This window comes from Treponema primitia, from assembly GCF_046533075.1.
GTDB lineage: Bacteria > Spirochaetota > Spirochaetia > Treponematales > Breznakiellaceae > Termitinema > Termitinema primitia_B.
On record NZ_JAJQRB010000076.1, the window covers coordinates 55,040 to 77,882 of the forward strand.

At 51.6% G+C, this 22,843-nt stretch carries 24 protein-coding genes; 13 read left to right on the forward strand and 11 right to left on the reverse strand.

Translation table 11 applies throughout. The features are described from left to right. Positions 1–2: 2 nt before the first annotated feature. The 5 genes from mnmE to LQZ19_RS16175 all read right to left on the reverse strand — a co-directional run bounded on the left by mnmE (position 3) and on the right by LQZ19_RS16175 (position 6,150). On the reverse strand, positions 3–1,427 hold the full coding sequence (mnmE, locus tag LQZ19_RS16155) for a tRNA uridine-5-carboxymethylaminomethyl(34) synthesis GTPase MnmE (protein WP_411048718.1): 1,425 nt from the start codon (positions 1,425–1,427) through the stop codon (positions 3–5). A 2-nt stretch (positions 1,428–1,429) separates the two neighbouring features. Next, positions 1,430–2,425: a phosphatase PAP2 family protein gene (locus tag LQZ19_RS16160; protein WP_411048719.1), complete on the reverse strand. Its 996-nt coding sequence runs from the start codon at positions 2,423–2,425 to the stop codon at positions 1,430–1,432. A 37-nt stretch (positions 2,426–2,462) separates the two neighbouring features. Next, the gene (locus LQZ19_RS16165; RefSeq protein WP_411048720.1) at positions 2,463–3,158 is read right to left on the reverse strand and encodes a hypothetical protein; all 696 of its coding nucleotides are present in this window, start codon (positions 3,156–3,158) and stop codon (positions 2,463–2,465) included. A 9-nt stretch (positions 3,159–3,167) separates the two neighbouring features. Next, on the reverse strand, positions 3,168–5,039 hold the full coding sequence (locus LQZ19_RS16170; protein WP_411048722.1) for a hypothetical protein: 1,872 nt from the start codon (positions 5,037–5,039) through the stop codon (positions 3,168–3,170). A gap of 112 nt (positions 5,040–5,151) precedes the next feature. Beyond that, positions 5,152–6,150, reverse strand: coding sequence for a class II fructose-bisphosphate aldolase (locus LQZ19_RS16175; protein ID WP_411048723.1), 999 nt, complete (start codon positions 6,148–6,150; stop codon positions 5,152–5,154). A gap of 103 nt (positions 6,151–6,253) precedes the next feature. Between LQZ19_RS16175 and LQZ19_RS16180 the strand changes: the two genes are divergently transcribed. From LQZ19_RS16180 to LQZ19_RS16190, 3 genes are all read left to right on the forward strand, one after another. Further along, positions 6,254–7,150, forward strand: a complete 897-nt coding sequence (locus LQZ19_RS16180; RefSeq protein WP_411048724.1) for a hypothetical protein — start codon at positions 6,254–6,256, stop codon at positions 7,148–7,150. Positions 7,151–7,289: 139 nt separating this feature from the next. Continuing rightward, entirely contained in the window at positions 7,290–8,036 is a 747-nt protein-coding gene (locus LQZ19_RS16185) for a flagellar filament outer layer protein FlaA (RefSeq protein WP_411048725.1), read from the forward strand. A gap of 12 nt (positions 8,037–8,048) precedes the next feature. Continuing rightward, positions 8,049–8,774 (forward strand): flagellar filament outer layer protein FlaA, encoded by a 726-nt coding sequence (locus tag LQZ19_RS16190; RefSeq protein ID WP_411048726.1) that lies wholly within the window; start codon positions 8,049–8,051, stop codon positions 8,772–8,774. 52 nt (positions 8,775–8,826) lie between these two features. On the opposite strand, the gene LQZ19_RS16195 is transcribed toward LQZ19_RS16190, so the two are convergent. Further along, positions 8,827–8,964, reverse strand: coding sequence for a hypothetical protein (locus LQZ19_RS16195; protein ID WP_411048727.1), 138 nt, complete (start codon positions 8,962–8,964; stop codon positions 8,827–8,829). Positions 8,965–9,165: 201 nt separating this feature from the next. Between LQZ19_RS16195 and LQZ19_RS16200 the strand changes: the two genes are divergently transcribed. Beyond that, positions 9,166–10,215, forward strand: a complete 1,050-nt coding sequence (locus LQZ19_RS16200) for an epoxyqueuosine reductase (RefSeq protein ID WP_411048728.1) — start codon at positions 9,166–9,168, stop codon at positions 10,213–10,215. Positions 10,216–10,374: 159 nt separating this feature from the next. On the opposite strand, the gene LQZ19_RS16205 is transcribed toward LQZ19_RS16200, so the two are convergent. Next, complete coding sequence (locus tag LQZ19_RS16205; protein WP_411048729.1) at positions 10,375–10,602, reverse strand: type II toxin-antitoxin system Phd/YefM family antitoxin; 228 nt, start codon at positions 10,600–10,602, stop codon at positions 10,375–10,377. 162 nt (positions 10,603–10,764) lie between these two features. Between LQZ19_RS16205 and LQZ19_RS16210 the strand changes: the two genes are divergently transcribed. Both LQZ19_RS16210 and LQZ19_RS16215 read left to right on the forward strand, forming a co-directional pair. Then, on the forward strand, positions 10,765–11,052 hold the full coding sequence (locus LQZ19_RS16210) for a type II toxin-antitoxin system RelB/DinJ family antitoxin (protein ID WP_411048730.1): 288 nt from the start codon (positions 10,765–10,767) through the stop codon (positions 11,050–11,052). Continuing rightward, positions 11,049–11,447 (forward strand): PIN domain-containing protein, encoded by a 399-nt coding sequence (locus LQZ19_RS16215; protein ID WP_411048731.1) that lies wholly within the window; start codon positions 11,049–11,051, stop codon positions 11,445–11,447. Before LQZ19_RS16210 ends, LQZ19_RS16215 begins: the two co-directional genes overlap by 4 nt. Positions 11,448–11,872: 425 nt before the next feature. Here the strand turns inward: LQZ19_RS16215 and LQZ19_RS16220 are convergent, their stop codons facing one another. Both LQZ19_RS16220 and uvrC read right to left on the reverse strand, forming a co-directional pair. Next, positions 11,873–12,127: a hypothetical protein gene (locus tag LQZ19_RS16220; RefSeq protein WP_411048732.1), complete on the reverse strand. Its 255-nt coding sequence runs from the start codon at positions 12,125–12,127 to the stop codon at positions 11,873–11,875. A 272-nt stretch (positions 12,128–12,399) separates the two neighbouring features. After that, positions 12,400–14,430 (reverse strand): excinuclease ABC subunit UvrC, encoded by a 2,031-nt coding sequence (uvrC, locus tag LQZ19_RS16225; protein WP_411048733.1) that lies wholly within the window; start codon positions 14,428–14,430, stop codon positions 12,400–12,402. Positions 14,431–14,459: 29 nt separating this feature from the next. Between uvrC and LQZ19_RS16230 the strand changes: the two genes are divergently transcribed. The 4 genes from LQZ19_RS16230 to LQZ19_RS16245 are packed head-to-tail and all read left to right on the forward strand — an operon-like array spanning position 14,460 to position 19,248. Continuing rightward, a complete protein-coding gene (locus LQZ19_RS16230; protein ID WP_411048734.1) occupies positions 14,460–16,076 on the forward strand; it encodes a LamG-like jellyroll fold domain-containing protein in 1,617 nt (538 codons plus the stop codon). Further along, positions 16,073–17,470 carry a tetratricopeptide repeat protein gene (locus LQZ19_RS16235; RefSeq protein WP_411048735.1) on the forward strand — a complete coding sequence of 466 codons (1,398 nt, stop codon included), beginning with the start codon at positions 16,073–16,075 and terminating at the stop codon, positions 17,468–17,470. The genes LQZ19_RS16230 and LQZ19_RS16235 overlap by 4 nt, the downstream gene beginning before the upstream one ends. Beyond that, positions 17,463–18,320, forward strand: coding sequence for an HDOD domain-containing protein (locus LQZ19_RS16240; RefSeq protein ID WP_411048736.1), 858 nt, complete (start codon positions 17,463–17,465; stop codon positions 18,318–18,320). The genes LQZ19_RS16235 and LQZ19_RS16240 overlap by 8 nt, the downstream gene beginning before the upstream one ends. A 10-nt stretch (positions 18,321–18,330) precedes the next feature. Further along, positions 18,331–19,248, forward strand: coding sequence for an MBL fold metallo-hydrolase (locus LQZ19_RS16245; protein ID WP_411048737.1), 918 nt, complete (start codon positions 18,331–18,333; stop codon positions 19,246–19,248). Between the two features lie 10 nt (positions 19,249–19,258). Here LQZ19_RS16245 and LQZ19_RS16250 read toward each other — a convergent pair whose 3' ends face one another. Beyond that, entirely contained in the window at positions 19,259–19,876 is a 618-nt protein-coding gene (locus LQZ19_RS16250) for a response regulator (protein WP_411048738.1), read from the reverse strand. Continuing rightward, complete coding sequence (locus LQZ19_RS16255; protein ID WP_411048739.1) at positions 19,873–20,928, reverse strand: hypothetical protein; 1,056 nt, start codon at positions 20,926–20,928, stop codon at positions 19,873–19,875. The genes LQZ19_RS16250 and LQZ19_RS16255 overlap by 4 nt, the downstream gene beginning before the upstream one ends. A gap of 79 nt (positions 20,929–21,007) precedes the next feature. Between LQZ19_RS16255 and LQZ19_RS16260 the strand changes: the two genes are divergently transcribed. The 3 genes from LQZ19_RS16260 (at position 21,008) to LQZ19_RS16270 (ending at position 22,843) form a co-directional block, all read left to right on the forward strand. Continuing rightward, entirely contained in the window at positions 21,008–21,457 is a 450-nt protein-coding gene (locus LQZ19_RS16260) for a hypothetical protein (protein WP_411048740.1), read from the forward strand. Between the two features lie 67 nt (positions 21,458–21,524). Beyond that, on the forward strand, positions 21,525–22,013 hold the full coding sequence (locus tag LQZ19_RS16265) for an RNA polymerase sigma factor (protein ID WP_411048741.1): 489 nt from the start codon (positions 21,525–21,527) through the stop codon (positions 22,011–22,013). Beyond that, positions 22,010–22,843, forward strand: a complete 834-nt coding sequence (locus LQZ19_RS16270) for a hypothetical protein (protein WP_411048742.1) — start codon at positions 22,010–22,012, stop codon at positions 22,841–22,843. Before LQZ19_RS16265 ends, LQZ19_RS16270 begins: the two co-directional genes overlap by 4 nt.

A 22,843-nucleotide genomic window follows, 5' to 3' on the forward strand; every position in this document is an offset into this window, starting at 1 on the left:
TGCTATTTCCCCACACAAAATCTGCTGAACATGGCGTCAAGTATTTCTGCGGTGGAAACTTCCCCGGTAATTTCCCCCAGGGCGTTCACACCTTCCCGCAGCAATGGTGCGATGAGGTCCAGGGGTTCCGCATTGTCCGCAAGGGCGAGGGCTTCCTCCAACGCTGCGGCTGCCCTGTCGATAAGCTCCTTCTGCCTCGCGGTCCCGATACCTGTTCCCGCCTTTCCTTCCCCGCCGCCGTTTTTCTTTTCCAAAACCCCGGCGATCTCCCGGGTCAGTTCCGCAATGCCTGCGCCGGTCTTGGCGCTGATGGGACGGGCTGGGGGAAACCGCAAAGGAGAAGAAGTCGAAGAAGGGGGAAGGGGGGTTAGGTCGGATTTGTTCCAGAGTAGGATTACCGGCGGGATAACTTCGTTTGGGGCGGCTGTGCAGTGATTCTGTAGAAAGGCTTGGTCTTCAGCGGTGATGCCTTCGGCGCCGTCTAATACATAGAGGATGAGATCCGCCGCCTCCAGAAGTTCCCGGCTCCGTTCCATGCCGAGTTTTTCTACCGGGTCCTCGGACTGGTGGAGCCCCGCAGTATCCGCAAGCCGGACCGGGATGCCTTCGACGGAAACCCAGGCTTCTATCCAGTCCCGGGTAGTGCCGGGGATATCGGTGACGATGGAGCGGTCTTCCTTTAAAAGCAGGTTGAAGAGGCTGGACTTTCCTGCGTTGGGCCGCCCGGCAATTACCGCCAGGGCGCCCTCGGCATAGAGCCGCTCCCGGCGGTAGGAGGCGGCCAGGGTTTTGAGCCGGGCCAGGGCCTCCTCCACCAGCGGCCGGTCCGGGAGTAAGCCCCCGGCCTCGGCGCCAATCCCATCGTCTTCGGAATAGTCTAAAAAAATTTCCGATGCCCCCAGGGCTTGCACAATGATTGTGTTGATATCCCGGATTTCTTTTTCCAGAGCGCCGGAAAGCCGGTGTACCGCATGTTCCCGGGCCCGGTCAGTTTTGGCGGATACTATCTCCATCACCGATTCTGCGCGGGTCAGGTCTAGCTTGCCGTTCATGAATGCGCGGAAGCTGAACTCCCCGGGAAGGCTGTCCCGGAAACCCGCTTTGTGGAGGGTCTCCATCACCGCCTTTGCTGCGGCGATGCCCCCGTGGCAGGAAATATCCGCCCCGTCCTCGCCGGTGTAGCTGCGGGGACCACGGTAAACCGATACCAGTACATCGTCAATTTTTTCACCCCCCGGCCCGATGAGCCAGCCGTGGACGATGGTATTACCCGCAGCGCCGCGCAGTTTTTCCGGCCGGGAAAAAACAGCGGCAAGGATTTCCAGGCAATGTTCACCTGAACTGCGGATGAGGGTCAGGGCGCTTTCACCAAGGGTGGTGGCGATGGCGGCGATAGGGACCGTATCGCCGTAGGAGGGCGTGTTCATGACTATTGGGGCTCCGCCAGGCGGAACCGCAGGAAGAGCCGGGGCGCGCCTGCCGATGCCCAGAGCCCCAGTAAACCGTAACGCACAAAGCGGCCCAGCTCATAAAAGGGGGACGCCGCTCCCCAGTATGGCAGGGCTGAAAAAATCGAACCCTGGCCGGGGAAAAGGACCTTGAAACCCCGGTAGATCAGGACGCCCCCGGCAAAGCCCAGGATATAGCGGAGACACCGGGCGGCAACGGAAATACCGGGCCGGGCGGCAAAGGGAAAATACTGAAGCATAAGGGCATAACCGGCGCCGAACCCGAGGAACAGGCCGCCCAGACTGCGATCGGATGGGTAGAGGCTTATCATCCCCAGGGCGATAATCGCGGCGGCAATCATCCTTGCCCGCAGGCCGCCGGTATCCAAAAACGCCGTGACCCGGGGTTCGAGTGCAAACCAGAGCCCCAGGGTAAGGCCCCCAAGGAGCCAGCCCGCCAGAATATCCGTGGGGAAATGGACCCCCAGGTAGAGCCGGGTAAAGGCGATGAGCAGGATGAAGAGAACCGCTCCAATGCGGATAGCCATAGCCTGCCGCGGGGATTTTACAAACCGTGAACCGCTGATCCATAGGGCCAGGGGCAGCCAGAAACAAAGGGACAGTTGGGCATGTCCCGAAGGGATACCGTAGCTCGGTTCAAAGGCCAGACCTACCGAAGGTTCCAGGGTAAAAGGCCGGGGTTGTTTCAATAGTTCCTTGAAAAATCCGTTCATAAGGGCGGAAAATATAATGAGAAACCCCAGCCGAGCCCCTTTTTTTTCGTCTATGCACCAAAAAATAAGGAGAACCACGGGGATATAAAAATATTCCGTTCCCAAGGCAGTTACAAATCTGATAAATGCCGTGAATCCGGGATTTTGTATACCCTGAATATGCTGAATAAGATCTATACCCCAGCGGTATATGGCAAAGAGGGGGGGTAATACCTCTGCGTTGCTGATAATGGCCTCGGTCATGAATTCAGACTAATGGGCCGGGCCATTGTGGTCAAGCTCAGAATTCTTCATAAAAAATCAGCCTGAGCCGCATGGCGGCGGTGGATTGTTCCCTGGTTGGGGGAAGATCCGACCGGGCAGTTGTCAGAAGAAGGCTGATCTGTTTTTTCAGCGTTTCCTTTTCAATACTTACCAGAATATAGTATTCAAAGGATTCCCCTATGGGGCTTAATCCGTCATCTTCAAAGATTCTTTTTTTAATCCAGAAACTGCCCTTCTGACTGGCCCCGCCAAAGGTAGTATTGGAGGAATTTTTTATCACCGTTTCAAAATAGCGGCCGAATTCTTCCCCGGGATTTCCATTGGCTATTCTGGTAAACCGGGCCTGGATCCGCGCGGAGACTAGCCGGGAAAAATCCCGGTCAATCGAAAAGCTTGTTGCCCAGAGTTTTAGGGAATCCAGGTTGTTTCCCCTTTGCTTTCCGATAAAAACATACCGGTCTTTATATTCAGGCAAGGTCTCAATCCCGATGAGATCCGAACTAAGATAAAGGGCCACCCATTCGGGCATATCCTCATTCGGGTTTTCATGATCTATCACCTCAATGATACTGTTTTTTTCCCGGTACTCCGGGACAGGGCCAAGAATCACCGCCTTGACGGGAGCGGAAAAACAGCCCGTAAGCAGGGAAATACCGGCAATCAGGATAAGCGCATTTTGCAATGAAGTTTCCCGCGCAGGAATAGTTTTCATAAATCAGTTTTACTGGATGGATTTTAGCTTTTGGTCCGGGTTGTTTTCCGGCTCCGGTTCCGGCTCATCCGCATCCTTGGAAATGGGCAAACGGGTATAACTAAGGGCCAGCTCGTTGAGTATGAGTATTCCGTTATTGGGGTTTCCGTTTTTGTCAAACCCCGGCCATTTGGTGTTTCCCTTGTTTCCGGTGGAATGGTCCGTACCGCCAATCCGGATCGTACCCTCTCCGTTTATGGGCTCAGCCAGGGCAAGGGTGACAAGTTCAGTTTCCCTGGCCGGATTTTCCAGAAGCAGTGACGCGCTAATATGATCCGGAGTAATCTCAAAATCAACAACGAAGCTAATAAAAGCGTTTAGTTCCTCCGGGTTCAATGCAAGGATTTCCTCCGGGGATTCATTTTCGGAATTATCATTGGAGGAAAGCCGGAGCTTTAGATTCCCCCCCGCATTTTGCGACGAAGTTTCCCGCGCCAGGGACAAACCCAGAACCGCCGCGGGAAGGCCGTCCTTTGAATTAAAGGTGGCAGTCAAAACGCTTCCTTCGGCAAGAGGAACGAGATGGAAAAAAATTCGGCCCTTCCCCTGTTCCTGCTCAGACAGGCTCAAAGACTTGCCGGGGAGGGCATAAGAATCATTGGGGCCGATAAAAAGGCCATATATACCCGCAAAGGGTATCCAGCAGGGCTCATGGGCGACCAGGGGGAGAAGCTGTTTTTCAGGATTACCGGGGGAGATGGCGTCATCCAGATTTCCCCAGAATTGGTACCAATTGGTAAAGCTTTTGGAGAAGCTGTCAAAGTATCGCATTCTCTCGGTCTTTGAGGATATTGCAAGGGATAGTTCTTTAACTTTTCCGCGCATGCTGTCGGGTGCATTGTCCCCCGCCAACAGGGGGAATACCTCCGCCTTGATAATATGGAAGCCGGTCTGTTCCGGCGTTTTCCACAAAAGATAGTTTGCCCCATCGGAATTTCGGCCCTGGGCAATGACTTTTTTTCCACTATACCAAATCACATAGGGGTCCAGCCGGGTATCGGCGCTAATCGCAGTTTCCAGTACTACGTTAATCCCGGGGGGAATAAGGCGATCCCCCGTAGGTGTTCCCGGAAGGTAGCTCTGAACTTCCCCCAGGGTAAAATTCGCATCCGCAAGGAAGTAAATCGATTTGGAAGTCCTATAGAGAACATCCTTATCGCCCAGAACCTGGAAAATAAGGTTGTACCGGCCTATTTTCAGGTTCTCAAAGATCCGGAAGGCCGGAAGGTACTGTTCCAGATGTTTAACCAGAAGCACCTGATCCTCCGACACCGTGGGATGATCCGCCGGAGTATCGGCCGTGGAACTGGTCCCCTCAGCCTTGGAACCGATCTCTGTAATTACGGCCGTATCGGTTTCGCCCTTTTCCGCAGAAAGTGCTGTCCCATCGGTTTTTTCTTCAGCGGAAGAAGTTTTGTCAGGGCCCGCGGTCAAGCTTTCAGGAGGGGGATCCTCCGGATAGTCTTTCCTGCTATTCTCACCGTCTTCGGAAGTACCCAGGAGATCCTTTTCCTCAACCTGCTTTGTTTGGGTATCCGTAGAAAGTACATACTGAACCTTCCTGCTAACCGTGGCTCCCGAAAGATCCTGCACAAAAACCATAAGGCCCCGGACATCCGGATCGTTGACCACGGAATTCACAAAAAAGGGACGTATTTTACTGTTTTGATTGACGGCGGAATATTCATCCAGGGTATAATCGCCGTCTATCAGGGCATTTACCCAGTATGTTCCCTGGGAAGGAAAATGAGATGAAAAAACATCATCCATTTCACCGCAGCTGCTGAGAAAAAGAGAAAAGACTAGGATACTAAATAACGCCCTAACTTTTTGCACAAACATACCCATAGTAATTATACCAACAAATATGGGTTTTAGCTAGAGATTTATCATTAATATGGCATTTTTTTGGTTTTTAAACCCTGGGCCACATGGTCCAGGGTAGAACAGCTCCTTAGGCCTGACCTGCGGAGCCCAGGACGTTGACGGTCTTATGGGCGTAGAGTTTTTTCAATTCATCCCGGGCAGGGCCCAGGTATTTCCGGGGATCAAACTCGTCCGGTTTTTCCGCGAAAACCTTACGGATAATGGCGGTCATGGCCAACCGGCCATCGGAATCGATATTGATCTTGCAGACGGCGCTTTTGGAGGCCTTCCGCAGTTGTTCCTCGGGGATACCCACGGAATCGGAAAGCTTGCCGCCGAATTTTTCGATGATCTGTACGTACTCAATGGGTACCGAAGAGGAGCCGTGGAGCACAATGGGGAAGCCCGGCAGCCGTTTTTCAATTTCCGCCAGGATATCGAAGCGCAAGGGCGGGGGGATCAGGATGCCGCCGGGACCCTTTGTACACTGTTCGGGCTTAAACTTGGTCCGGCCATGGCTGGTGCCGATGGAAATCGCCAGGGAATCGACCTTGGTCTTCCCCACAAAGTCCTGCACTTCCTCGGGCTGGGTATAATTGCTGTGTTCCGCGGAAACATCGTCTTCAACCCCCGCCAAAACCCCCAGTTCCCCTTCTACGGTCACATAATCCTTCTGAGAATGGGCAAATTCGCAGACTTTTTTGGTCAGGGCTACGTTTTCGTCGTAGGGAAGATGGGAACCGTCGATCATTACCGAGGAAAATCCGGTTTCGATACAGTCCTTGCAGAGCTCAAAGCTGTCCCCGTGGTCTAAATGGAGTACGATGGGGATATCGTAGCCCAGCTCGTGGGCATATTCCACGGCGCCCTTGGCCATGTTCCGCAGCAGATTCTGGTTGGCGTACTTCCGTGCCCCGGAAGAAACCTGGAGGATAACCGGTGATTTGGTTTCCACACATGCCTGAATAATGGCTTGCATCTGTTCCATATTGTTAAAATTAAATGCCGGAAGCGCATAGCCGCCAGATACCGCTTTTTTGAATAAATCCACGGTATTGGCCAAGCCTAGTTCCTTGTAACTTGTCATATAGTGCTCCTTAGATAATTATATAATACATATTATAGTAAGAGAATGGCTTGGTCAAGGAAGCGCCCTTGATTTCACGTCCCGGCCGGATTATGGTTCACCTATGGATCGTAAACATCGGCGCATAGTAATCATCATTTTGGTCATCCTTGGGATACTTGCCCTGGGTCCCATCCTGTATATGTTCCGTTCCCCGGTACTAATAGTAGTAGATGATGAATTTATCGGGCTTTACGGACTCCACAGGAGCTGGGTAAAACAGATAGAGACATCCTTGAAATTGTTCCGCCAAATTAAGGTAGTGCGGGTAGCCGATGGGGCATCTCCGGATGTGGTGGCCTTTGCGGCGGCGGAAGCGGCGGCAAGACCCTATGCGGCGCTGTTTCCCTTCAGATACCGGCAGGGGGCGCAGCGTTATGTGGAAGAGTCTCCGGGAATCCCCGTGGGTGTGTTTGGAGGCGGTCTGCAGACCCGGTCCACAGAAGATGATGGGTTGGTTTTCATTACAACCGATAAAATAAGGGATCTTTACCGGGCGGGCCGTTGTGCAGCAATTTTTGCCCGCTCAAACGGCGGGGGAATCCTCTTTTTTACCGGAGATTTGGTTGACTGGAACGATAAGGATGCCTTTTTAAGGGGGCTGCGGGACCAGGGTTTCGATAATTCTCCCATATTCGTGGATAAAGGAGAAGAATATACCCTTTCACAGGGGCTTTCCTGTATCATTATGGCCCGGGCTGCGGAAAATTATCCCGAAGATGGCTCCTCTGTTCCGATGATCCTCTTTTCATGGGTGGATCCCGGGGTTACTGCGCGGGAAATTAAGCTTATATTTGATGATTCGCCCTGGGCTTTAGCAACCGAGGCGGCAAAAACGCTTCACCGGGGAGGAGAGGCAAGGACGGTACCTTCGGAAATTTTGGTCCTGCAGGACCGGATTGGGGACGCCGGGGTCCTTCGGGACATAAAAAAGATAGTTAAAGGCAAAGATGGGAATTAAAAGGGTTATAAAAAAAAAAAAGAGGCCGATTATGTAACTAACTCTAGGAAAAGCCCCATAGAGGTTTGACAAAGGTCCGTTAAGTAAATATAATCTTATCTGACCTCATTTCCTTAAGATATGGAAAAAGGAGTATTTGATGAAACAGGGCAGTTTCAAAGCTGTATGTCTCGTACTTTTAGCAATCATTGCGGTTGGTGCAGCTTACGGAGATGATATTACCATTAACAGTACCTCCGTCATATTGGAGTCCTTTGATGGGGATTCTCCCTATGTATGGAAAGTTATGGGTAGCAAATTTGCTACTAAAACCGATGCCGGTACATGGCCGCAGGCCAGTATTATTGCCGCATGGCCTCAGGCTCTTTTCGGGACTAACCGTGAAGGCAAGGAACTTAAGAGCCTCGGTGTGTGGGGAAAATTTGACCGCCAGGGCTTTAACTGGATAGATATTTACCCGACAGCCGCGGGTAGCTCGGATGGGGAAGGGCCGAATAACGTTGAGATCCCCATTCCCGGCCGGATTCAGTATATGGATATATGGACCTGGGGTTCGAACCTTAATTATACCCTGGAGGCCTATTTCCGGGATTATCAGGGGGTTATCCATATTGTTGAGTTGGGTCACATCAACTACCAGGGATGGAGGGATTTGCAGGTGCGGATTCCCGCATCTATACCCCAGTCAAAGAGGGTACTTCCCCGGCTGGCGTCCCTGACCTTTGTGAAATTCCGGGTTTGGACTCCTCCTACGGAACCGGTGGCCGATTTCCGTATTTACTTCGATCAATTTAAGATTCTTACGGATACCTTTGAATCCCTCTTTGACGGGGACGAGCTGGCATTGCCGGAACGGGTCGAAGAACTCTGGAATGCGGATAATTAAGGAGGCATGGAAATGAAACGATATATAATCGCAGCATTATTAATATCTATGGCGGGTTTTGTTTTTGCTCAACAGCAGGATGAAGTCGGAGGTACCAATGCCGAACGGCTCGGGATCGAATCCGCCCAGCAAAAATTGAAGGAAATATCCGTCGAGAGGTTCGAGTTTGATGGCTTCTGGCGCTCCCACATGTCTCCGGACCAGGGTTATACCACCACCCGTCTTTTTGAAGGCAGCCCCTTGGGAAAGAAGCCCATACCGGAGGAAGAGGGTATGGATATCCCGGATCGCTACGTTCTGGGTACCCGGGTTGATTATCTTCACCGGGGTTACAGCAGCTTTACCCTGTACCCTATCCGTCCCATTCCCATTGAGGGCATCACCAAAACGATCTCCCTCTGGGTAGCGGGCCGTAACTTTGACCATGAACTGCATATCCTGCTTCAGGATTTTTTTGGCAAGAGCTATGAACTCTATGTGGGAAAACTCAATTTCCAGGGCTGGAAGCAGCTCACCGTTGCAGTTCCTCCCCAGGCCCCGGACGGGCGGAATGGCATTATCCAGCGGAATTATCACTACAACAACCAGATGGGAATTAAGATAGTCGGTTTCCGGATTGACGTTGATCCCCTGGAAGCGCTTGGCAGCTACTACGTCTACCTGGACGATGTTCGTGCGGTGACGGACCTCTTTGCTGAAGAGAGCCGGGATCCGGATGATATGATTGATTCCTGGTAGGGGGGATACAATTTTGCTTACAGAACCGTCCTTAGGGGCGGTTTTTTTATATCTAAGCCAGGATCACATCGGAAAAACGCCGGTGGGGGCGGTGAATCCCCGCTGCGGGATGCCTGTAGAGTCTGCCTATGGAGCCCCTTCGGGTCTCCTCCGGCAGGGAATTCCAGAATATCCCGCAGCGGGGATTCACCGCCCCCACCGGCGCCTGTGCGCATTAATTGTGCTTGAACATAATTGCTGGGGAGGAATTCCAGAATATCCCGCAGCGTGGCTCTCCCGTCCCCACCGGCGCCTGTGCGCATTAACTGTGCTTGAACATAGTTGCTGGGGGGTGGGTTTTGTTTGAATACTCGCGCGGAATATTTTTCAAGGAGAATAAAGGGAGGTGAATATGGTTAATGAAAAATCGATAAAAGAGAAGGCGCTGGAACTGGGTTATGAGGATTGTGGTATTATAAGTATTTCTGAAATTAATGATTATATGGAAAAATTAAATAATCGTATTGGAAAATTTCCTAATACTAAAAAATATTTGGAAAATTTTAGTCGATTTGTAAATTTAAACGAAGGTTTCCCATGGGCTAAATCGATTATAATTTGTGTGCAAAAATATGGTAAATATATCATCCCCAATAATTTAAAAAATGTAATCGCCAAATATTATTTAGTAGACGGGAGGATAAATGAACAATCCGTGGATTTTCAGGCAAGTATTGAATTTGAAACGTTTTTAAATAAAGCGGGGTTGAAAACAGCTACGGAAAGAAAATTTGGATTAACCGCATTGAGATGGGCTGCTTTTAAGGCAGGGCTTGGAATAATTAGAAGAAATAATTTTTTTTATACGGAAAAAAGTGGTTCTTGGGTATATTTGGAGGCATGGTTGATAGATTGTGATATGGAAATGAAAAACAATAATAATTCAAAACCTTGTCCAAATAACTGTAACAAATGTATAAAGGCCTGTCCGACACAATCACTTTGTGAGCCTTATGTCATGAACCGTTCAACCTGTGTATCCTGCCTTACCACCTGGGAAGGATGGGATATGAGTAAAGAACCAAATAATCATAATATTGGAAATTGGATATATGGCTGTGATGTCTGTCAGGATGCTTGTCCTTTTAATAAAAACAAATGGATGGAAAATGAACAATTCCCACAATTAAATGAATTGGCTGAACATATATCATTAGAAAAAATAATCGAAATGGATTATGCCTATTTAGAAAGCATTATATCATCTAAATTTTTCTATATAGGTAAGAACGATGTATATAAATGGAAAACAAATGCCCTTAACGCAATGTTGAATAATTATAATGAGAATTATTTACCTTATATAAAAAAGGCGTGTAACGATTCTAATGAACATGTACGTACTATGGCAGAATGGGTATTAGAGAAAATTACAGTACAACTGAGCTGTCCCAGGGGGTAGTAGTTTTATTTGGATACGCGCGCGGAATATTCTTCGGGAAGCAGGGGGGGGACTGGGGAATTGGTAAAATCTTTTTTGTTGCGGGTGATGATATGATCTGCCTTCCAGCGTTCTGCGCAGACTGCTAATAGGGAATCTTCGTAATTATTCATACCCGTATCAATTACCGCTTTCATACCGTCTCATCCGTTCCTGCTTTATATCATCCAGCGATGCTTCCGGGGGTAGAATGCCGAAAAGGGATTTGGCAAGGGCAACCCTATCATCTTCCTCATGAATTATCCGGGCGACTTTTTTTCCGTTTTTAGTGACGATAATATCCTCTTTTTCAGCCGATTTAAGATATCGGCTGATATTCAATTTAAGCTCGCTTGCGGTAATGGTCATTTTTCGCCTCTGGGGTAGAAAATAGCACATTTTTGAGGAAATTGCAATAAAAAATGTACGAAAATTTGACTAAAGGTAAGTATTATATTTTTCGTCATATTTCGGCATTTGTATTGATTTTTACGAATATTATATATATAATAAAAACATAGAGGTCAGATTATGGCAAATTTAAATATACGTGTTGATGATATGGTAAAAAAAAGGGCGGAGGAAATTCTGAGCGATATTGGGATGAGCCTATCAACGGCAACTACCATATTCTTAAAGCAGGTGATCCGCTATAAGGGTATTCCCTTTGAGTTACGGACGGAGCCTTTTTATTCAGAAGAAAACAAACTTGCGGATATTTTTAAGTTATACGGACCATGGGAAGATGAACGTACTGTAGAAACTATCATTAAAGAAATTCGGGATAGCAGAGTATCAAAGGCTGATATTACCCTATGAAATATTTACTGGATACAAATATCTGCATTTATTTTCTTAATGGGAATAAGAAGATACTTGAGAAAATAAACCAAGTTTCTGATCAGGATATGGCGATAGCAATTATAACTTTAGCCGAATTACAATTTGGGGCGTATAACTCAAATCAAATTCAAAATAATTTAAAACGGATTGAATATCTACGAAGCAAAATCAAAGTGATAAATCTTACACCGGAGATTACTGAAAAATATGCGGCGATTAAATCGAGTCTGAGAAAATCCGGGACGATTATTGATGATTTTGATATTCTTATAGGATCAAGCGCCTTGGTGAACGATCTGCGATTGGTAACTAATAATCAACAGCATTTTCAGAGGATTAGTAAGTTAGTAACAGAGAACTGGGTGGAATAGACAGGTTCTGTTGGTGGTATGCGCCGTATGGGTTATGCGTAAAAACGCCGGTGGGGACGGGGGAGCCACGCTGCGGGATGCCTGTAGAGTCTGCCTATGGAGCCCCTTCGGGTCTCCTCCGGCAGGGAATTCCTCGGACCGTAGGTCCGCAATATCCCGCAGCGTGGCTCCCCCGTCCCCACCGGCGCCTATTCGCAGTAACTGTGCTTGAGTTAAGCAAAAGGTTACAGGAGCCGGCAGAGAAAATTGCAGTAAAACTGAGCTGTCCTAGGGGGCGGGAAAAATAATTATATATTTTTCTGCTCTGTCATTCTGTGACATGGCAGTGTGGTATAATATATATTATGAAAACACAAAGGCAAAAAAACGGACTGGGGGCATGTTACGCAATTCCGGGAAGTAACAGGAATCTCTGCCTGTTATGGTCATAGAGAAAATAAGCTTTTCCTCAAGGAGCGTAGTTTCCCCACGGTTTTTTCGTTTTCAAAGAGATTCATCAGGATATAATAGCACCAGTTGTTATTTCCAATATACATGGTGGTAGTACACTGCTTATAAATCCATTGGAACAGACTTATAATAACATTCTTATAAACTGTGCTGAGCATAGTTATTCCGTAAAGGCCGATCACCGTTGGCAGTATCGCGGCGGCATCTATTTGTGATAAAAGGTTATTCATGTTTTAGAGTATAACATCAATGGTCTATCATAGAGTGATAGAGCGAAAATATTTTTCTAACAACGCTTCATTAAATATTCTGGTGGCGACCCAGTATCACCGCCGATACCGACCTGCGCTTGTGCAAATATTTCGGCCTGTCAGAAGCTTATTTTACCGGTATCAACTTGATTTTGAACGAATCAAGACCAAACATAAAATCCAGGATGCCCTTGACCGCATCGTGCCCCTGAACCGTCAGGCAATTGCATAGACGTCACCCCACATCAGATTTACTCCTTCCCAAACTCCTCCTCCGCAGCCTCCGCCGCCAAAAACGCTATCGCCTCGCTGGTCGGGTATATCTCGCCGGGGCCGGTGTTTCTGTCGGTGCCCCGGGCCGGAGTTTTGGCCGGTGTTCCGAAGCGGCTCCTGGCGCGGTTCCCCTGGCCGGTGAGGCGGGTCTTTGCGGCGGCCTGGTCTTCCAGGGCGAGTTGGGCGGCGGCGCGGACTGCCCGGGCGGCGGTTTCGCTGATGTTGCAGCGGTCCGACAGGTCTTGCGGGGAGGCGGCGGCGATGGCGGGCAGGGTGACGTAGGCCTTCATGATCGCTGCGGCCCGCTTGGGGCCTATGCCTTCAACCGATTCCAGGGCGGGGAAGAGCAGGTCCTTGGAACGGAGTTTCTGGTTCAGGGTGGTGGCGAAACGGTGGGTTTCGTCACGGACGTGCTGGAGTATTTTTAGCGCTTCGGAACGTTTGGAGAGACGGATAGGGTTGCGGGCGTTGGGGAGCCAGAGTTCCTCGTCCCGTTTGGCCAGGCCCACAATATCGGTGTGCATACCTAACTCGTCCAGGACGCCCTTGGCGGCGTTCACCTGGCCTATGCCGCCGTCGATGAGGATCAGGTCCGGGAGTTCCGCGCCTTCCCGGATGAGCCGGGAGTAGCGGCGCTGTACCGCTTCCCGCATGGAGGCAAAATCGTCCACCACCCCAACCACGGAACGGAGCTTGAAGTAACGGTAGTTTTTCTTGTCCGGAATGCCGTTCTTGAACGAGATGAGTGACGCCACGGGGTGTTTGCCGTCCAGTTGGGCTATATCGAAACCTTCAATACGCTCGGGTCTGCCGCCGAGGTCCAATGCCTGGGCTAGTTCGTCCAGGGCAGGGCCTACGCCCCGTTCCTTGAGTCGCTGCCGGAGATCCTCCAGGGCATTTTGCCGGGCCATGGCAAGAACCGCCTGGAGCCGTTTTTCAAGGGGGACCAGCAATTCCGGCTCGTACCCGAACTGTTCCTTAAACCACCGTTTTAAAAAGGGGAAGTCCGGGCTTGGGGTTTCGGTTTCAAGGCCAATGAATATCCGGGGCGGGGGAGGGCGGTCCGGGGTGTAGTAGGCGGCGACGAAGGTTTCCAGGGATTCTGTTTCCTCTGCGGCGGAACGGGTGCGGTAGAGTTCCCGGCCGGTCATTTTGCCTCCCCGCATGGAAAAGACCGACCAGGTGGTGAGGATGCTTTCACCGGCCCAGGCGATATAGTCCCGGCTTTCATTGTCAAAGTCCACCATGGAGGGGCTTTCCCGGAGATCCCTGATAGCGGTAATGGCGTTACGGATCTGGGCAGCCCGCTCAAAGAGTAGTTGGGATGCAGCCTCGTGCATACGCTCGGTGAGTTCCACAATCAGGGAATCGGTTTCGCCGGTGTTTTCAAGAGAATTCCCTGCCGAGAGGATCTTTTGTATCCGGTCTATGTGAAGGTGGTATTCCCCTTCGGTGATTTTGCCGCAGCAGGGACCGGCGCAGCGGCCAATGTGGAAGTACATACAGGGCGCGTCCCGCTTTCGCAGGGTGCGGCATTTCCGCAGGGGGAAAAGTTTGTCGATCAGCTCAAGGAGGGTGTCCACCGCCTGGACATTGGGAAAGGGGCCGAAGTACCGGGAACCATCCTCGATGATGTGGCGGGTCTTGAAGATACGGGGGAAGGGCCCGGCGGTGATGCGGATCACCGGGTAGGTTTTGCCGTCCTTCAGGTTGATATTGTACTTTGGGGTGTGCTGCTTGATCAGGGTGTTTTCCAGGAGCAGCGCTTCGTACTCGTTGGCCACGATGATGGTTTCTATGCTCCGGGCATGGCGGATCAGGGTTTGGGTCTTTACATCCTTTTGTCCGGAGAAATAGGACCCCAGGCGGTTTCGTAATACCTTGGCTTTTCCTACGTAAATGATATGGCTATCCTCATCCCGCATGATATAGACCCCCGGTTCCTGGGGGGCATCGTGGGCAAAGGCTTTTAGGAGGGCAAAATTTTCGGAAAACCTTTCATGATCCATGGTATATACCGATATTAAAAGGGGAATTTATGAGAAAAGCAACAGTTGTAATCGTTATAAGCGCTATTTTTTTGCATATTGCGGGGGCCGTTTACGGAATCGGGGAAAGTACCCTGGTGCTGGGGGCGTCGTCGTCCTGGAATGCGGTGGATAAACGGACGGGGATCGCCGAGGTTTCCGCCATTCGGGCAAATCCCGTACTGACCCTCTCCTCAGCCCGGCCTGGGGACGATCCTTACCTGGATATGGCCCTGTCATTTGATGAGGGGAGGCCGGAGCTGTTTACCGATAAGACCGGCCATTACCGGGTGAGCGCTTCTCCGGCCCTGAGCGGGGTAAATTACCGCTGGTCACGGGCGGGAACCGGGGCGGCCCTTTTCTCCGGCGATTCTCCCCGGCAAGCCCTGGAAGAAATGGAAGGGCCCCTGGTTATCAGCCCCCGTTCACCGGAGGCGCTGCTCTATTCGGGTCAGCATTTTAAGGATTTCAGCATAGAGTTCTGGCTTTATCCCCTCAATATGGAAAACGGCGAACAACTGCTCTCCTGGAGCGCAACCCGGCAGACCAGACAGGGGGAAAAGACCTTTCAGCGTATACAGTGTATTGCGGCGAGGAACCGGCTCAACTGGTCCTTTCTGGATTTTTTTAGTTCCCCCGATGACGGCAAACAGATGACCCTTAGCCTGAGCGGTTCCCCGGTGCTTCCCCGTACCTGGAGCCATCACCTTATCCGGTTTGATTCTGATACGGGACTCCTGGAATACCTGGTGGACGGGCGTCTGGAAGGGGTGGTTTATGCAACTACCACCGGCAGGGAAGGGGGCGAAGTCTACGCTCCCATGGCGGGTGACGGGGGAACCATGGTCCTGGGCGGACGGTTTGCCGGGCTTATGGACGAATTCCGGGTCTACAGCCGGTATAACGAAACTCCCCTGCTATCCAAGTATCCCCTCCAGGGCGGGCGTATAGAAACGAAACCCCTGGATTTGGGCGAACGGAACAGCCAGGTTTTGAAGGTGGAAGCCCTGGGGGGTAATTTCTCTCCCGGCGGCCGGAATCCCAAGGCCGGGGGTATCATGCAGAATGAATATGTCGGTTCCGGAAGGTTCCGCTTTGCCAATAATTCTATGGTACAGTTTTTTATCCGGGCGGCGGATACCCCCTACCAATGGGCTGATGCGGGATGGCAGCCCTTTGAGCCGGGAACGAATTTTACCGGGGATATACGGGGCCGGTATGTCCAGTTGGCGGCGGCCTTCTACCCCAGCGGTGACGGGGAGGCCGCGCCCTACCTGGACGAGATCCGGGTGGTGTACCAGCGGGACGATCCGCCCATGCCTCCTTCCATGGTGACCGCTTTGGCAAGGGACGGCGCGGTGGACATTTCCTGGAGGGCCAGTCCTGACTCGGATGTAAGCGGATATCTGGTGTATTTCGGCACGGCAACCGGGGAATATTTTGGAGAAAGCGCTATACTGGGAGTATCGCCAATAAATGTTGGGAAGAGAACTTCCGTCCGAATTGACGGTCTAAAAAACGGCGTACTGTACTATTTCGCCGTGGCAGTCTATGATCGGTCGAACCCTGCCAATGCAGGGGTGTTTTCCCGGGAAGTATCGGCCCGCCCCTTAAGGATGGTTGAATGAGCGCGCAGGATGTACAGGATTTAACAAAGCGAGCCCGAATGTTTCTCCGGGACGGAAAATTCACGGACGCTGTGGATAATTTACGGGCCGCCCTTGAGATTGACGCTGAATACACGGCGGCCCATAACCTTTTGGGGATAGCCCAGAGCAGGCTCGGGAACGGGAAGAAGGCTCTCGCCGCTTTCCGTAAGGGAAAAAACCTGGACAAGGAAAACCCGGTTCTGCACTTTAATCTTGCCATTGCCTTGGAAATCATGGAACAGCCGGACAAGGCGGTGCCCCGGTACCGGGCGGCGTTTCGCCTCCACCCGGGTTGGCTTGAAGCCATGAATGCCCTGGGGCTGGTTCTGTTTAAGCAGGAGGACTATGCCGCCGCCAACCGGACCTTCTCCAAGGTTTTGAAATTCGATCCCGCCAATACCGAAGCGTTGAATAACAAAGGTGTGGTCCTGGCGGATCAGGGCCGCCATAAGGACGCCATCAAAAAGTACCGCGCTGCGCTTGAGATAGACAGCAAGTATGTCAATGCCGCGTTGAACCTGTCCCGCGCCCTGGAAGATTTGGGCAACTTTGCCGAGTCCCTGGAAGAGCTGGAACGTCTGGCGGATCTTTTCCCAACGAACTGGGAAGTCAGAACCCGTCTGGCGGCGCTCTACCAAAAACTGGAACGCCACGATGAAGCCCTGGACCAGGCCCGGGCGATTCTGGAGAAGGACCCTGACAATATCCATGCCCTGCGGATTGAAGGGGCGATCCAGGGCATACAGGGCAACGATGAAGAAGCGAAGAATATTTTTGAAAAAATAACAACCATGAATCCCACCGAGGCGGGTACCGAGAATTACGACCGCTTTACGACCGAGCCCCCCGAGTCCCGGTACTGGCTGGACCTTGTCCCGCCCCCAGCTGCCACCGAGGCGCCTCCTGCGGCGAAAGCTAAGTCCACCCATCCCGGCGCCATAGCCCTGGCAAAAGCCCGGGCGGCTAAAGCTGCAGCTGAAGGAGGAGCTCCGGTTCCCGAACCGATATCCGAGTCGGTGCCCACAGTGGAAGTGCCGGCTCCGACTCCTGCTCCCGAACCGGTCTCCGAACCGGAGCCCGCAGCGGAAGCGCCGGTCCCGGCTCCTGAACCGGTCTCCGAACCGGAGCCCGCAGCGGAAGCGCCGGTCCTTTCTGCTCCTGAACCGGTATCCGAACCGGAGCCCGTAGCGGAAGCGCCGGCCCCGGCGCCTGAACCGGATACCGCAGAGGCGGGTGATTTACTCGGTTTGATGCGGTACCTGATGACCCTGACTGAAGCCCTGCCGGATTCGGATCAGGATAATTTTTTACATAGCGACGCCCATATGGAAATGAAGTTCATCATTGATACTTTGGAAAATCCAAATGGATGAAGCCTTAAACCGGAAACTCGATGACTATATAAAGAATATGCCCAGCCTTTCTATCACCCTGTCCAAGGTGTTGGAGATCTGCAATAATCCCCAGACGAGTCCTGCGGATCTTAATCATGTAATCTCCCTGGACCCCGTTCTGGTGGGCCGGGTGCTCAAGCTCATCAATTCAGCTTACTACGGTCTGGAACAGCATGTTACGAGCCTGGTCCGGGCTATCATCATGCTGGGGATCAACACCGTAAAAAATCTCGCCCTATCCTCGGCAGTCACGGGGCAATTCAACCCAAAGGAAGCTCAGGGGTTTGATTGTGAGGGATACTGGCGGCATTCCCTCTGCGTGGGAGTGGCGGCGAAGCTCATTGCCAGGAAAAGGGGCGTCGATCCCAGGCTGCTGGAAGAGTATTTTACCGCAGGTCTGCTCCACGATATAGGGAAGATACCCCTGAACGGGGTGCTGCCCGGGGACTATCTGCTCGCCATCAAGGATGCGGATTTGAAAGGGCTTTCCCTGTTTCGGACGGAAACTGAAAACCTGGGGACCAACCATAACGAGGTGGGAGAAAGGGTGCTAAAGTTCTGGCGCATTGAGGGCGCCCTGAGGGATGCGGTGATCCATCATCATAATTGTGCCGAATACGAGGGGGATCATAAGGATCTGCTCTACAGTGTTGCTGCGGCTAATCATTTTGCATCGTTTATGAAGATAGGCTTTTCCGGAGACTGCCATCCTGAAAAGGTTGACGCTGTGGTCTGGGAAACTCTTGGGCTAAACTGGGAAACGCTTGAAAATATTAAACCCATTGTTGATAACGAAATAGAAAAAGCCCAGATTTTTCTTAAACTATGAGGGTACAGCTATGTTAAGTGTTCGTGTTTGGGGCAGCCGGGGTTCTATCCCCTGTCCGGGAGCTTCCACGGTTGAGTTCGGTGGTAATACCGCCTGTCTGGAAATCCGGGCGGACGAAAAGCTGTCTATCGTAGATATGGGGACGGGGATACGGACCCTGGGAGAATGGCTCCTGGATAAGGATTGTAAAAAAGGTCCCATCGATACGGATATTTTTGTTACCCACACCCATTGGGATCATATCATGGGGTTTCCCTTGTTTGCCCCCCTCTTTATGCCAACAACAAAACTGCGTATCCGCGGACCTGTCTCTTACGAAGATGATACCATGGAATCTATCATCGGAACGCAGCTTTCCTACCGGTACTGGCCGGTACGGTTAAGCGATCTGGCCGCTCACCTGGAATACGATCAGATTAAAGAAACTATCCTGGATCTGGGGGACGGCCTGCGGGTAAGTACCAAGTACCTGAACCATCCCGTACTCTGTCTGGGCTATCGTTTTGAATACCAGGGTAAGTCCATCGTCACCGCCTATGACACCGAACCCTTCCGGAACCTTTTCCCCACCAATCCCCAGGATCCCCACTATGACGAGGATGCTGCCAGGGAGGGTGAACTGGCGGCCAGGGAAGAAAACGAAAAGGTCATCAACTTTTTCCGGAACGCCGATGTGCTCATCCATGACAGTCAGTATACTTCCAGCGAATACGAGGCGGACAAAATAGGATGGGGTCATTCCACCTACGAATACGCCATCGCGGCTGCCCGAAAGGCGGGGGTGAAAAAGCTGGTTCTTTTTCATCACGATCCTCACCGCACGGATAAGCAGCTTGCGGCCTTTGAAACGGAATTCCGGGAAATGGTCACGGGAAAAACCGGTATGGAGATCCTCATGGCCCGGGAAGGGCTCATCGTAGAAGCCTAGAAGAACAGATCTACAGTTTTTTCAGATCCTCCCGGTTTTTAGCGCCGGTTTTATCGTAGATCCGGCTGATGTAGTTTTCCACGGTGCCCCGGTGGATAGAGAGTGTTTTGGCTATGCCGCGGTTATCCATACCGTTTTGGACAAGCGAAAATATTTCCCGTTCCCGTTTGGTAAGGCCAATCAAAATATCCGGAACGGCAAAAATTTTTTGTGTCAGGTTCTGATCAATGTAGCGTTTCCCCAGTAGTACCGATTCGATGGCTCTGGCGAATTCGGCGTCACTGTCGGTCTTGCATACATAACCCAGGGCGCCCCTTGTCATTGCTTCCCGTATAAGGGTGTAACCCTGGTAAACCGAATAGACAAGGATGGCAGGTTTACTGTTTTCTCCTGCAGTGTAGGGGTATTTTTCTTTTAGCCAGGGGATGAGATCCAGGCCAAAATCTTTCCGGAGGCTGATGTCCAGAAGTACCAGGTCAGGCGGCTCAGGATAGCTGTCAAAGAGGGCATGGGCTTCGTCCAGGGAAGCAGCTTCCCCAACTACCTTCCATTGGCCGGTATTGGTGATCCACTCCGAGATCCCTTTCCGCATCATTTCGTGATCTTCGATCAATACAATAGTATTCATTGGCGGTGTACATCAGGCAAATTGCTGAGCCGGAAGGTATTTGGCCTGGGGGCGATATATTCCGTCTGTTCCGCCGTATCGTTTTGTTCCGTAGTTTCGCTCCGGGGTTCGTAGAAGGAGAGCCGTGCCAGGGGATTGATCTTTATGAGCGAATCCGCCGCAGCATTGATGGCGATGCGGTGCTGCTCCTCCGGGGAAAAGGCCCGGCAGCTGGGACAGGAACACCAGCGGGTTTCTTTTGTCAGATCGGGCCAGAGGTGGAAGATGGTAACCCCGGTCCTGGAAAACAAACGGACGGCATTTTTCTGTACCAAAGCAATGACGCCGGGATTGGTAATGCAGAAAAGCCCCTCTTTTTTTCGCCGTCCCTCCTCCATACGGAAGAGTTCCCGCTTGAAGAAAAAAAGTTTCCTGCTTACCAATGATGAAAGTTCCCGGCTAAGCTCGATATCCAGGGCGTATTGGGCCGCCAGATCGAAGAGGGATCGCTCTTTGGATATGCGGAATTTCCGTACAGGAACAACCAGCGCATCAAAACAATTACGGGCGGCCCAGATAAGGACCGCTTCCCGGTTTTTTCGCCGGGTTAAGAGGAACCGTTTCCGCAAACCAGGGTCCCCTATATCAGTCCGGGTGGCCGAAGTTTCCGCCAGGGGATAGTTTGGTATCCCGGGTTTTGCCTGTGGAATTTCTTCCCCCCCCGGTTCGGGCCAGCGGACCCCCAGGGCACCGAGGAAATTGAAGAGCCCGTTACAGAGGCCGCGGGGAGAATTGCCGTAGATTTCGATACGGGTTGTACCGGCCCGCCAGGAAAAACCATTTTTGCTTACCGGATCGGACTCAACCGTGGAACAGTTCAGTAAAATTTGGGGAACCTCATTACCCGGTTCAGGCTGGGAATCGTCGATAATCCCGGGGGAGGGCAGGCTAAGCCCTGCCTGACGGCGGAGCAGGTCTATTATCCGGGACAATTCTTCCGCCCCCCGCTTTGCGGGGCCTATGTTAGCGGGGATCAGGATTAGCCAAGGCTTGGAAACATCAAAATCTGTCATAATTAGAGAGTATATTCGTTTTTCATTGTATTTACAAATAGGGTAAGTCCCTGTTAGACTAAATCAGGAGTGGGACGCTATGTTTGGAAAGAAAACTACCGATCCGGATGAGTTCTGGAAAAAGTATGAAACGGCGTTAGGGGAAACGGTCCATTCCTATGCCATGGGGCAATACCTTTCCGGCTGGCCGGAGTACGATTACCCGCTTTGGGGCCTTCTGATAGCCACCTCAGGGGGGTTCCGGTTTCACCACTTTCCCCACGAAGGCTGGCTGCAGATCCTTTCCCGGGCTTCCTCCGGGGGCGATCCTCCCAAAGAAAAGACCATCTTCATCCCTCAGGACCGTATCCTTCGAGCGGAACTGCGTATAGAAAAATCCCTGCTAAAGCGGTTTATTTTTGCCCGAGGCCCCCTTTTTGTCCTCCGCTATACGGATAGTACCGATACCGAAGCAGAATTTGTCGCCGAAGCGGACCGAAAGGCGTCCGAGGTTGTTGAAAAGCTGAACAATGTCTCTGCCTCAATATAAGTCTGCTAAAAAACGTAAAATCCGGTAAAATTCCGACCTCCGCCGGTGTTGCATAGTTGAGGTTAATTTGGACATTGATATCACCGCATATTACGAAAAATACGCTCCCATGGTTATCAGGCGCTGCCGGCGTATGCTGGGCAATGAGGAAGACGCCCTGGACGCGGCCCAGGATGTGTTTGTCGCCCTGCTGGGGGCGGCGGAAAAACTCCGGGGGCTGTATCCGTCAAGCTTTCTCTATACGGTGGCTACCAATGTCTGTCTCAACCGGATCAGGCAGAAGAAGCGGCGGGCCGAAACAGCCCAGGATGCCGGCGAGCTGCCCCTTATCACCATTGACCGGGGGTATGATCGGGTGGAGGCCAATATGATTATGGATACCATTCTGCTTCCGGAATCGGAATCTACCAGGACGATTTGTTTTATGTACCACGCCGATGGTATGACCTTAAAGGAAATCGGGAAAGCTATGGGTATTTCCGTTGCGGGTGTGTGGAAGCGGCTCAGGGCCTTTAAGTCCCGGGCCAAAATTGCCTATGAAGGAGAAAAGCGATGATCCGTAAACAGAAACACATTTCATCATTGCTGCTCGAAAGATATATAGCCGGTGATATCAGTCCAAAGGAAAAGCAATCCCTCGAAATGGCTATGGCCGCCGACGAGGGGATGGCGGCGACCGTCAGGGAACTGCGCCGGTCGGATAAAGAAATCGTAAACCGGTATCCCCCTGAGCTGATGCTTAAGCGGATCCTGGAACGGGCCGCCGGCAGCGAAGCTTCCCGCACTAACCCAAAGCGGGTCAGGGCCTTTCCGGTTATGGCCCCCGTCATAGCCGCCGCTGCGGGTATCGCCGCAGTTGTTGTTTTTATAATTTTCCCCCTTCTGAATACCCCCCGTACCGGGACGCCCCTCAGCGACCGGATCAAAGGGAATAGCGACGCACCGGCCGTAACAGAGCTGCGAGCCTACCTTAAAACAAACCCTCAGGCGGCGCTGGAGGATCAGGCGTTAATCAGCGCAGGAAATACTATCCAGCTTGTTTATACCGTGGGAACAGAACTTTCCGGGGACCGGTATGGGGTTATTTTTTCTATAGATGGGCGCGGCGCAGTATCCCTGCATTATCCCTATACACCCGCCGGAACCACCCGGCTTTCGGCGGGAAAGCAGATCGCCCTGGAAGAATCCTATACCCTGGATGATGCCCCGGATTATGAGATGTTCTTTTTTGTTATCGCCGGTACTCCCATTGATACAGTAACAATTCTACGTACCGCGGAAAGGCTGAACTTTGAATACGGAACCGATCCTGAACGGGCGGCGGAACTTTTTAAACCCTACGAAGTGAAAAGTTTAATCCTGCGAAAAGCGGAGACTAAAAAATAA

Bases quoted from the DNA above. Each gene is read 5' to 3' on its own strand.
- LQZ19_RS16235 (WP_411048735.1), top strand. From the start codon at position 16,073: ATGAGCGCGCAGGATGTACAGGATTTAACAAAGCGAGCCCGAATGTTT.
- LQZ19_RS16190 (WP_411048726.1), top strand. From the start codon at position 8,049: ATGAAACGATATATAATCGCAGCATTATTAATATCTATGGCGGGTTTT.
- LQZ19_RS16170 (WP_411048722.1), bottom strand. From the start codon at position 5,039: ATGTTTGTGCAAAAAGTTAGGGCGTTATTTAGTATCCTAGTCTTTTCT.
- LQZ19_RS16200 (WP_411048728.1), top strand. From the start codon at position 9,166: ATGGTTAATGAAAAATCGATAAAAGAGAAGGCGCTGGAACTGGGTTAT.
- LQZ19_RS16180 (WP_411048724.1), top strand. From the start codon at position 6,254: ATGGATCGTAAACATCGGCGCATAGTAATCATCATTTTGGTCATCCTT.
- LQZ19_RS16270 (WP_411048742.1), top strand. From the start codon at position 22,010: ATGATCCGTAAACAGAAACACATTTCATCATTGCTGCTCGAAAGATAT.
- LQZ19_RS16185 (WP_411048725.1), top strand. From the start codon at position 7,290: ATGAAACAGGGCAGTTTCAAAGCTGTATGTCTCGTACTTTTAGCAATC.
- LQZ19_RS16240 (WP_411048736.1), top strand. From the start codon at position 17,463: ATGGATGAAGCCTTAAACCGGAAACTCGATGACTATATAAAGAATATG.
- LQZ19_RS16260 (WP_411048740.1), top strand. From the start codon at position 21,008: ATGTTTGGAAAGAAAACTACCGATCCGGATGAGTTCTGGAAAAAGTAT.
- mnmE (WP_411048718.1), bottom strand. From the start codon at position 1,427: ATGAACACGCCCTCCTACGGCGATACGGTCCCTATCGCCGCCATCGCC.
- LQZ19_RS16250 (WP_411048738.1), bottom strand. From the start codon at position 19,876: ATGAATACTATTGTATTGATCGAAGATCACGAAATGATGCGGAAAGGG.
- LQZ19_RS16230 (WP_411048734.1), top strand. From the start codon at position 14,460: ATGAGAAAAGCAACAGTTGTAATCGTTATAAGCGCTATTTTTTTGCAT.
- LQZ19_RS16220 (WP_411048732.1), bottom strand. From the start codon at position 12,127: ATGAATAACCTTTTATCACAAATAGATGCCGCCGCGATACTGCCAACG.
- LQZ19_RS16160 (WP_411048719.1), bottom strand. From the start codon at position 2,425: ATGACCGAGGCCATTATCAGCAACGCAGAGGTATTACCCCCCCTCTTT.
- LQZ19_RS16175 (WP_411048723.1), bottom strand. From the start codon at position 6,150: ATGACAAGTTACAAGGAACTAGGCTTGGCCAATACCGTGGATTTATTC.
- LQZ19_RS16210 (WP_411048730.1), top strand. From the start codon at position 10,765: ATGGCAAATTTAAATATACGTGTTGATGATATGGTAAAAAAAAGGGCG.
- LQZ19_RS16255 (WP_411048739.1), bottom strand. From the start codon at position 20,928: ATGACAGATTTTGATGTTTCCAAGCCTTGGCTAATCCTGATCCCCGCT.
- LQZ19_RS16165 (WP_411048720.1), bottom strand. From the start codon at position 3,158: ATGAAAACTATTCCTGCGCGGGAAACTTCATTGCAAAATGCGCTTATC.
- uvrC (WP_411048733.1), bottom strand. From the start codon at position 14,430: ATGGATCATGAAAGGTTTTCCGAAAATTTTGCCCTCCTAAAAGCCTTT.
- LQZ19_RS16245 (WP_411048737.1), top strand. From the start codon at position 18,331: ATGTTAAGTGTTCGTGTTTGGGGCAGCCGGGGTTCTATCCCCTGTCCG.
- LQZ19_RS16215 (WP_411048731.1), top strand. From the start codon at position 11,049: ATGAAATATTTACTGGATACAAATATCTGCATTTATTTTCTTAATGGG.
- LQZ19_RS16205 (WP_411048729.1), bottom strand. From the start codon at position 10,602: ATGACCATTACCGCAAGCGAGCTTAAATTGAATATCAGCCGATATCTT.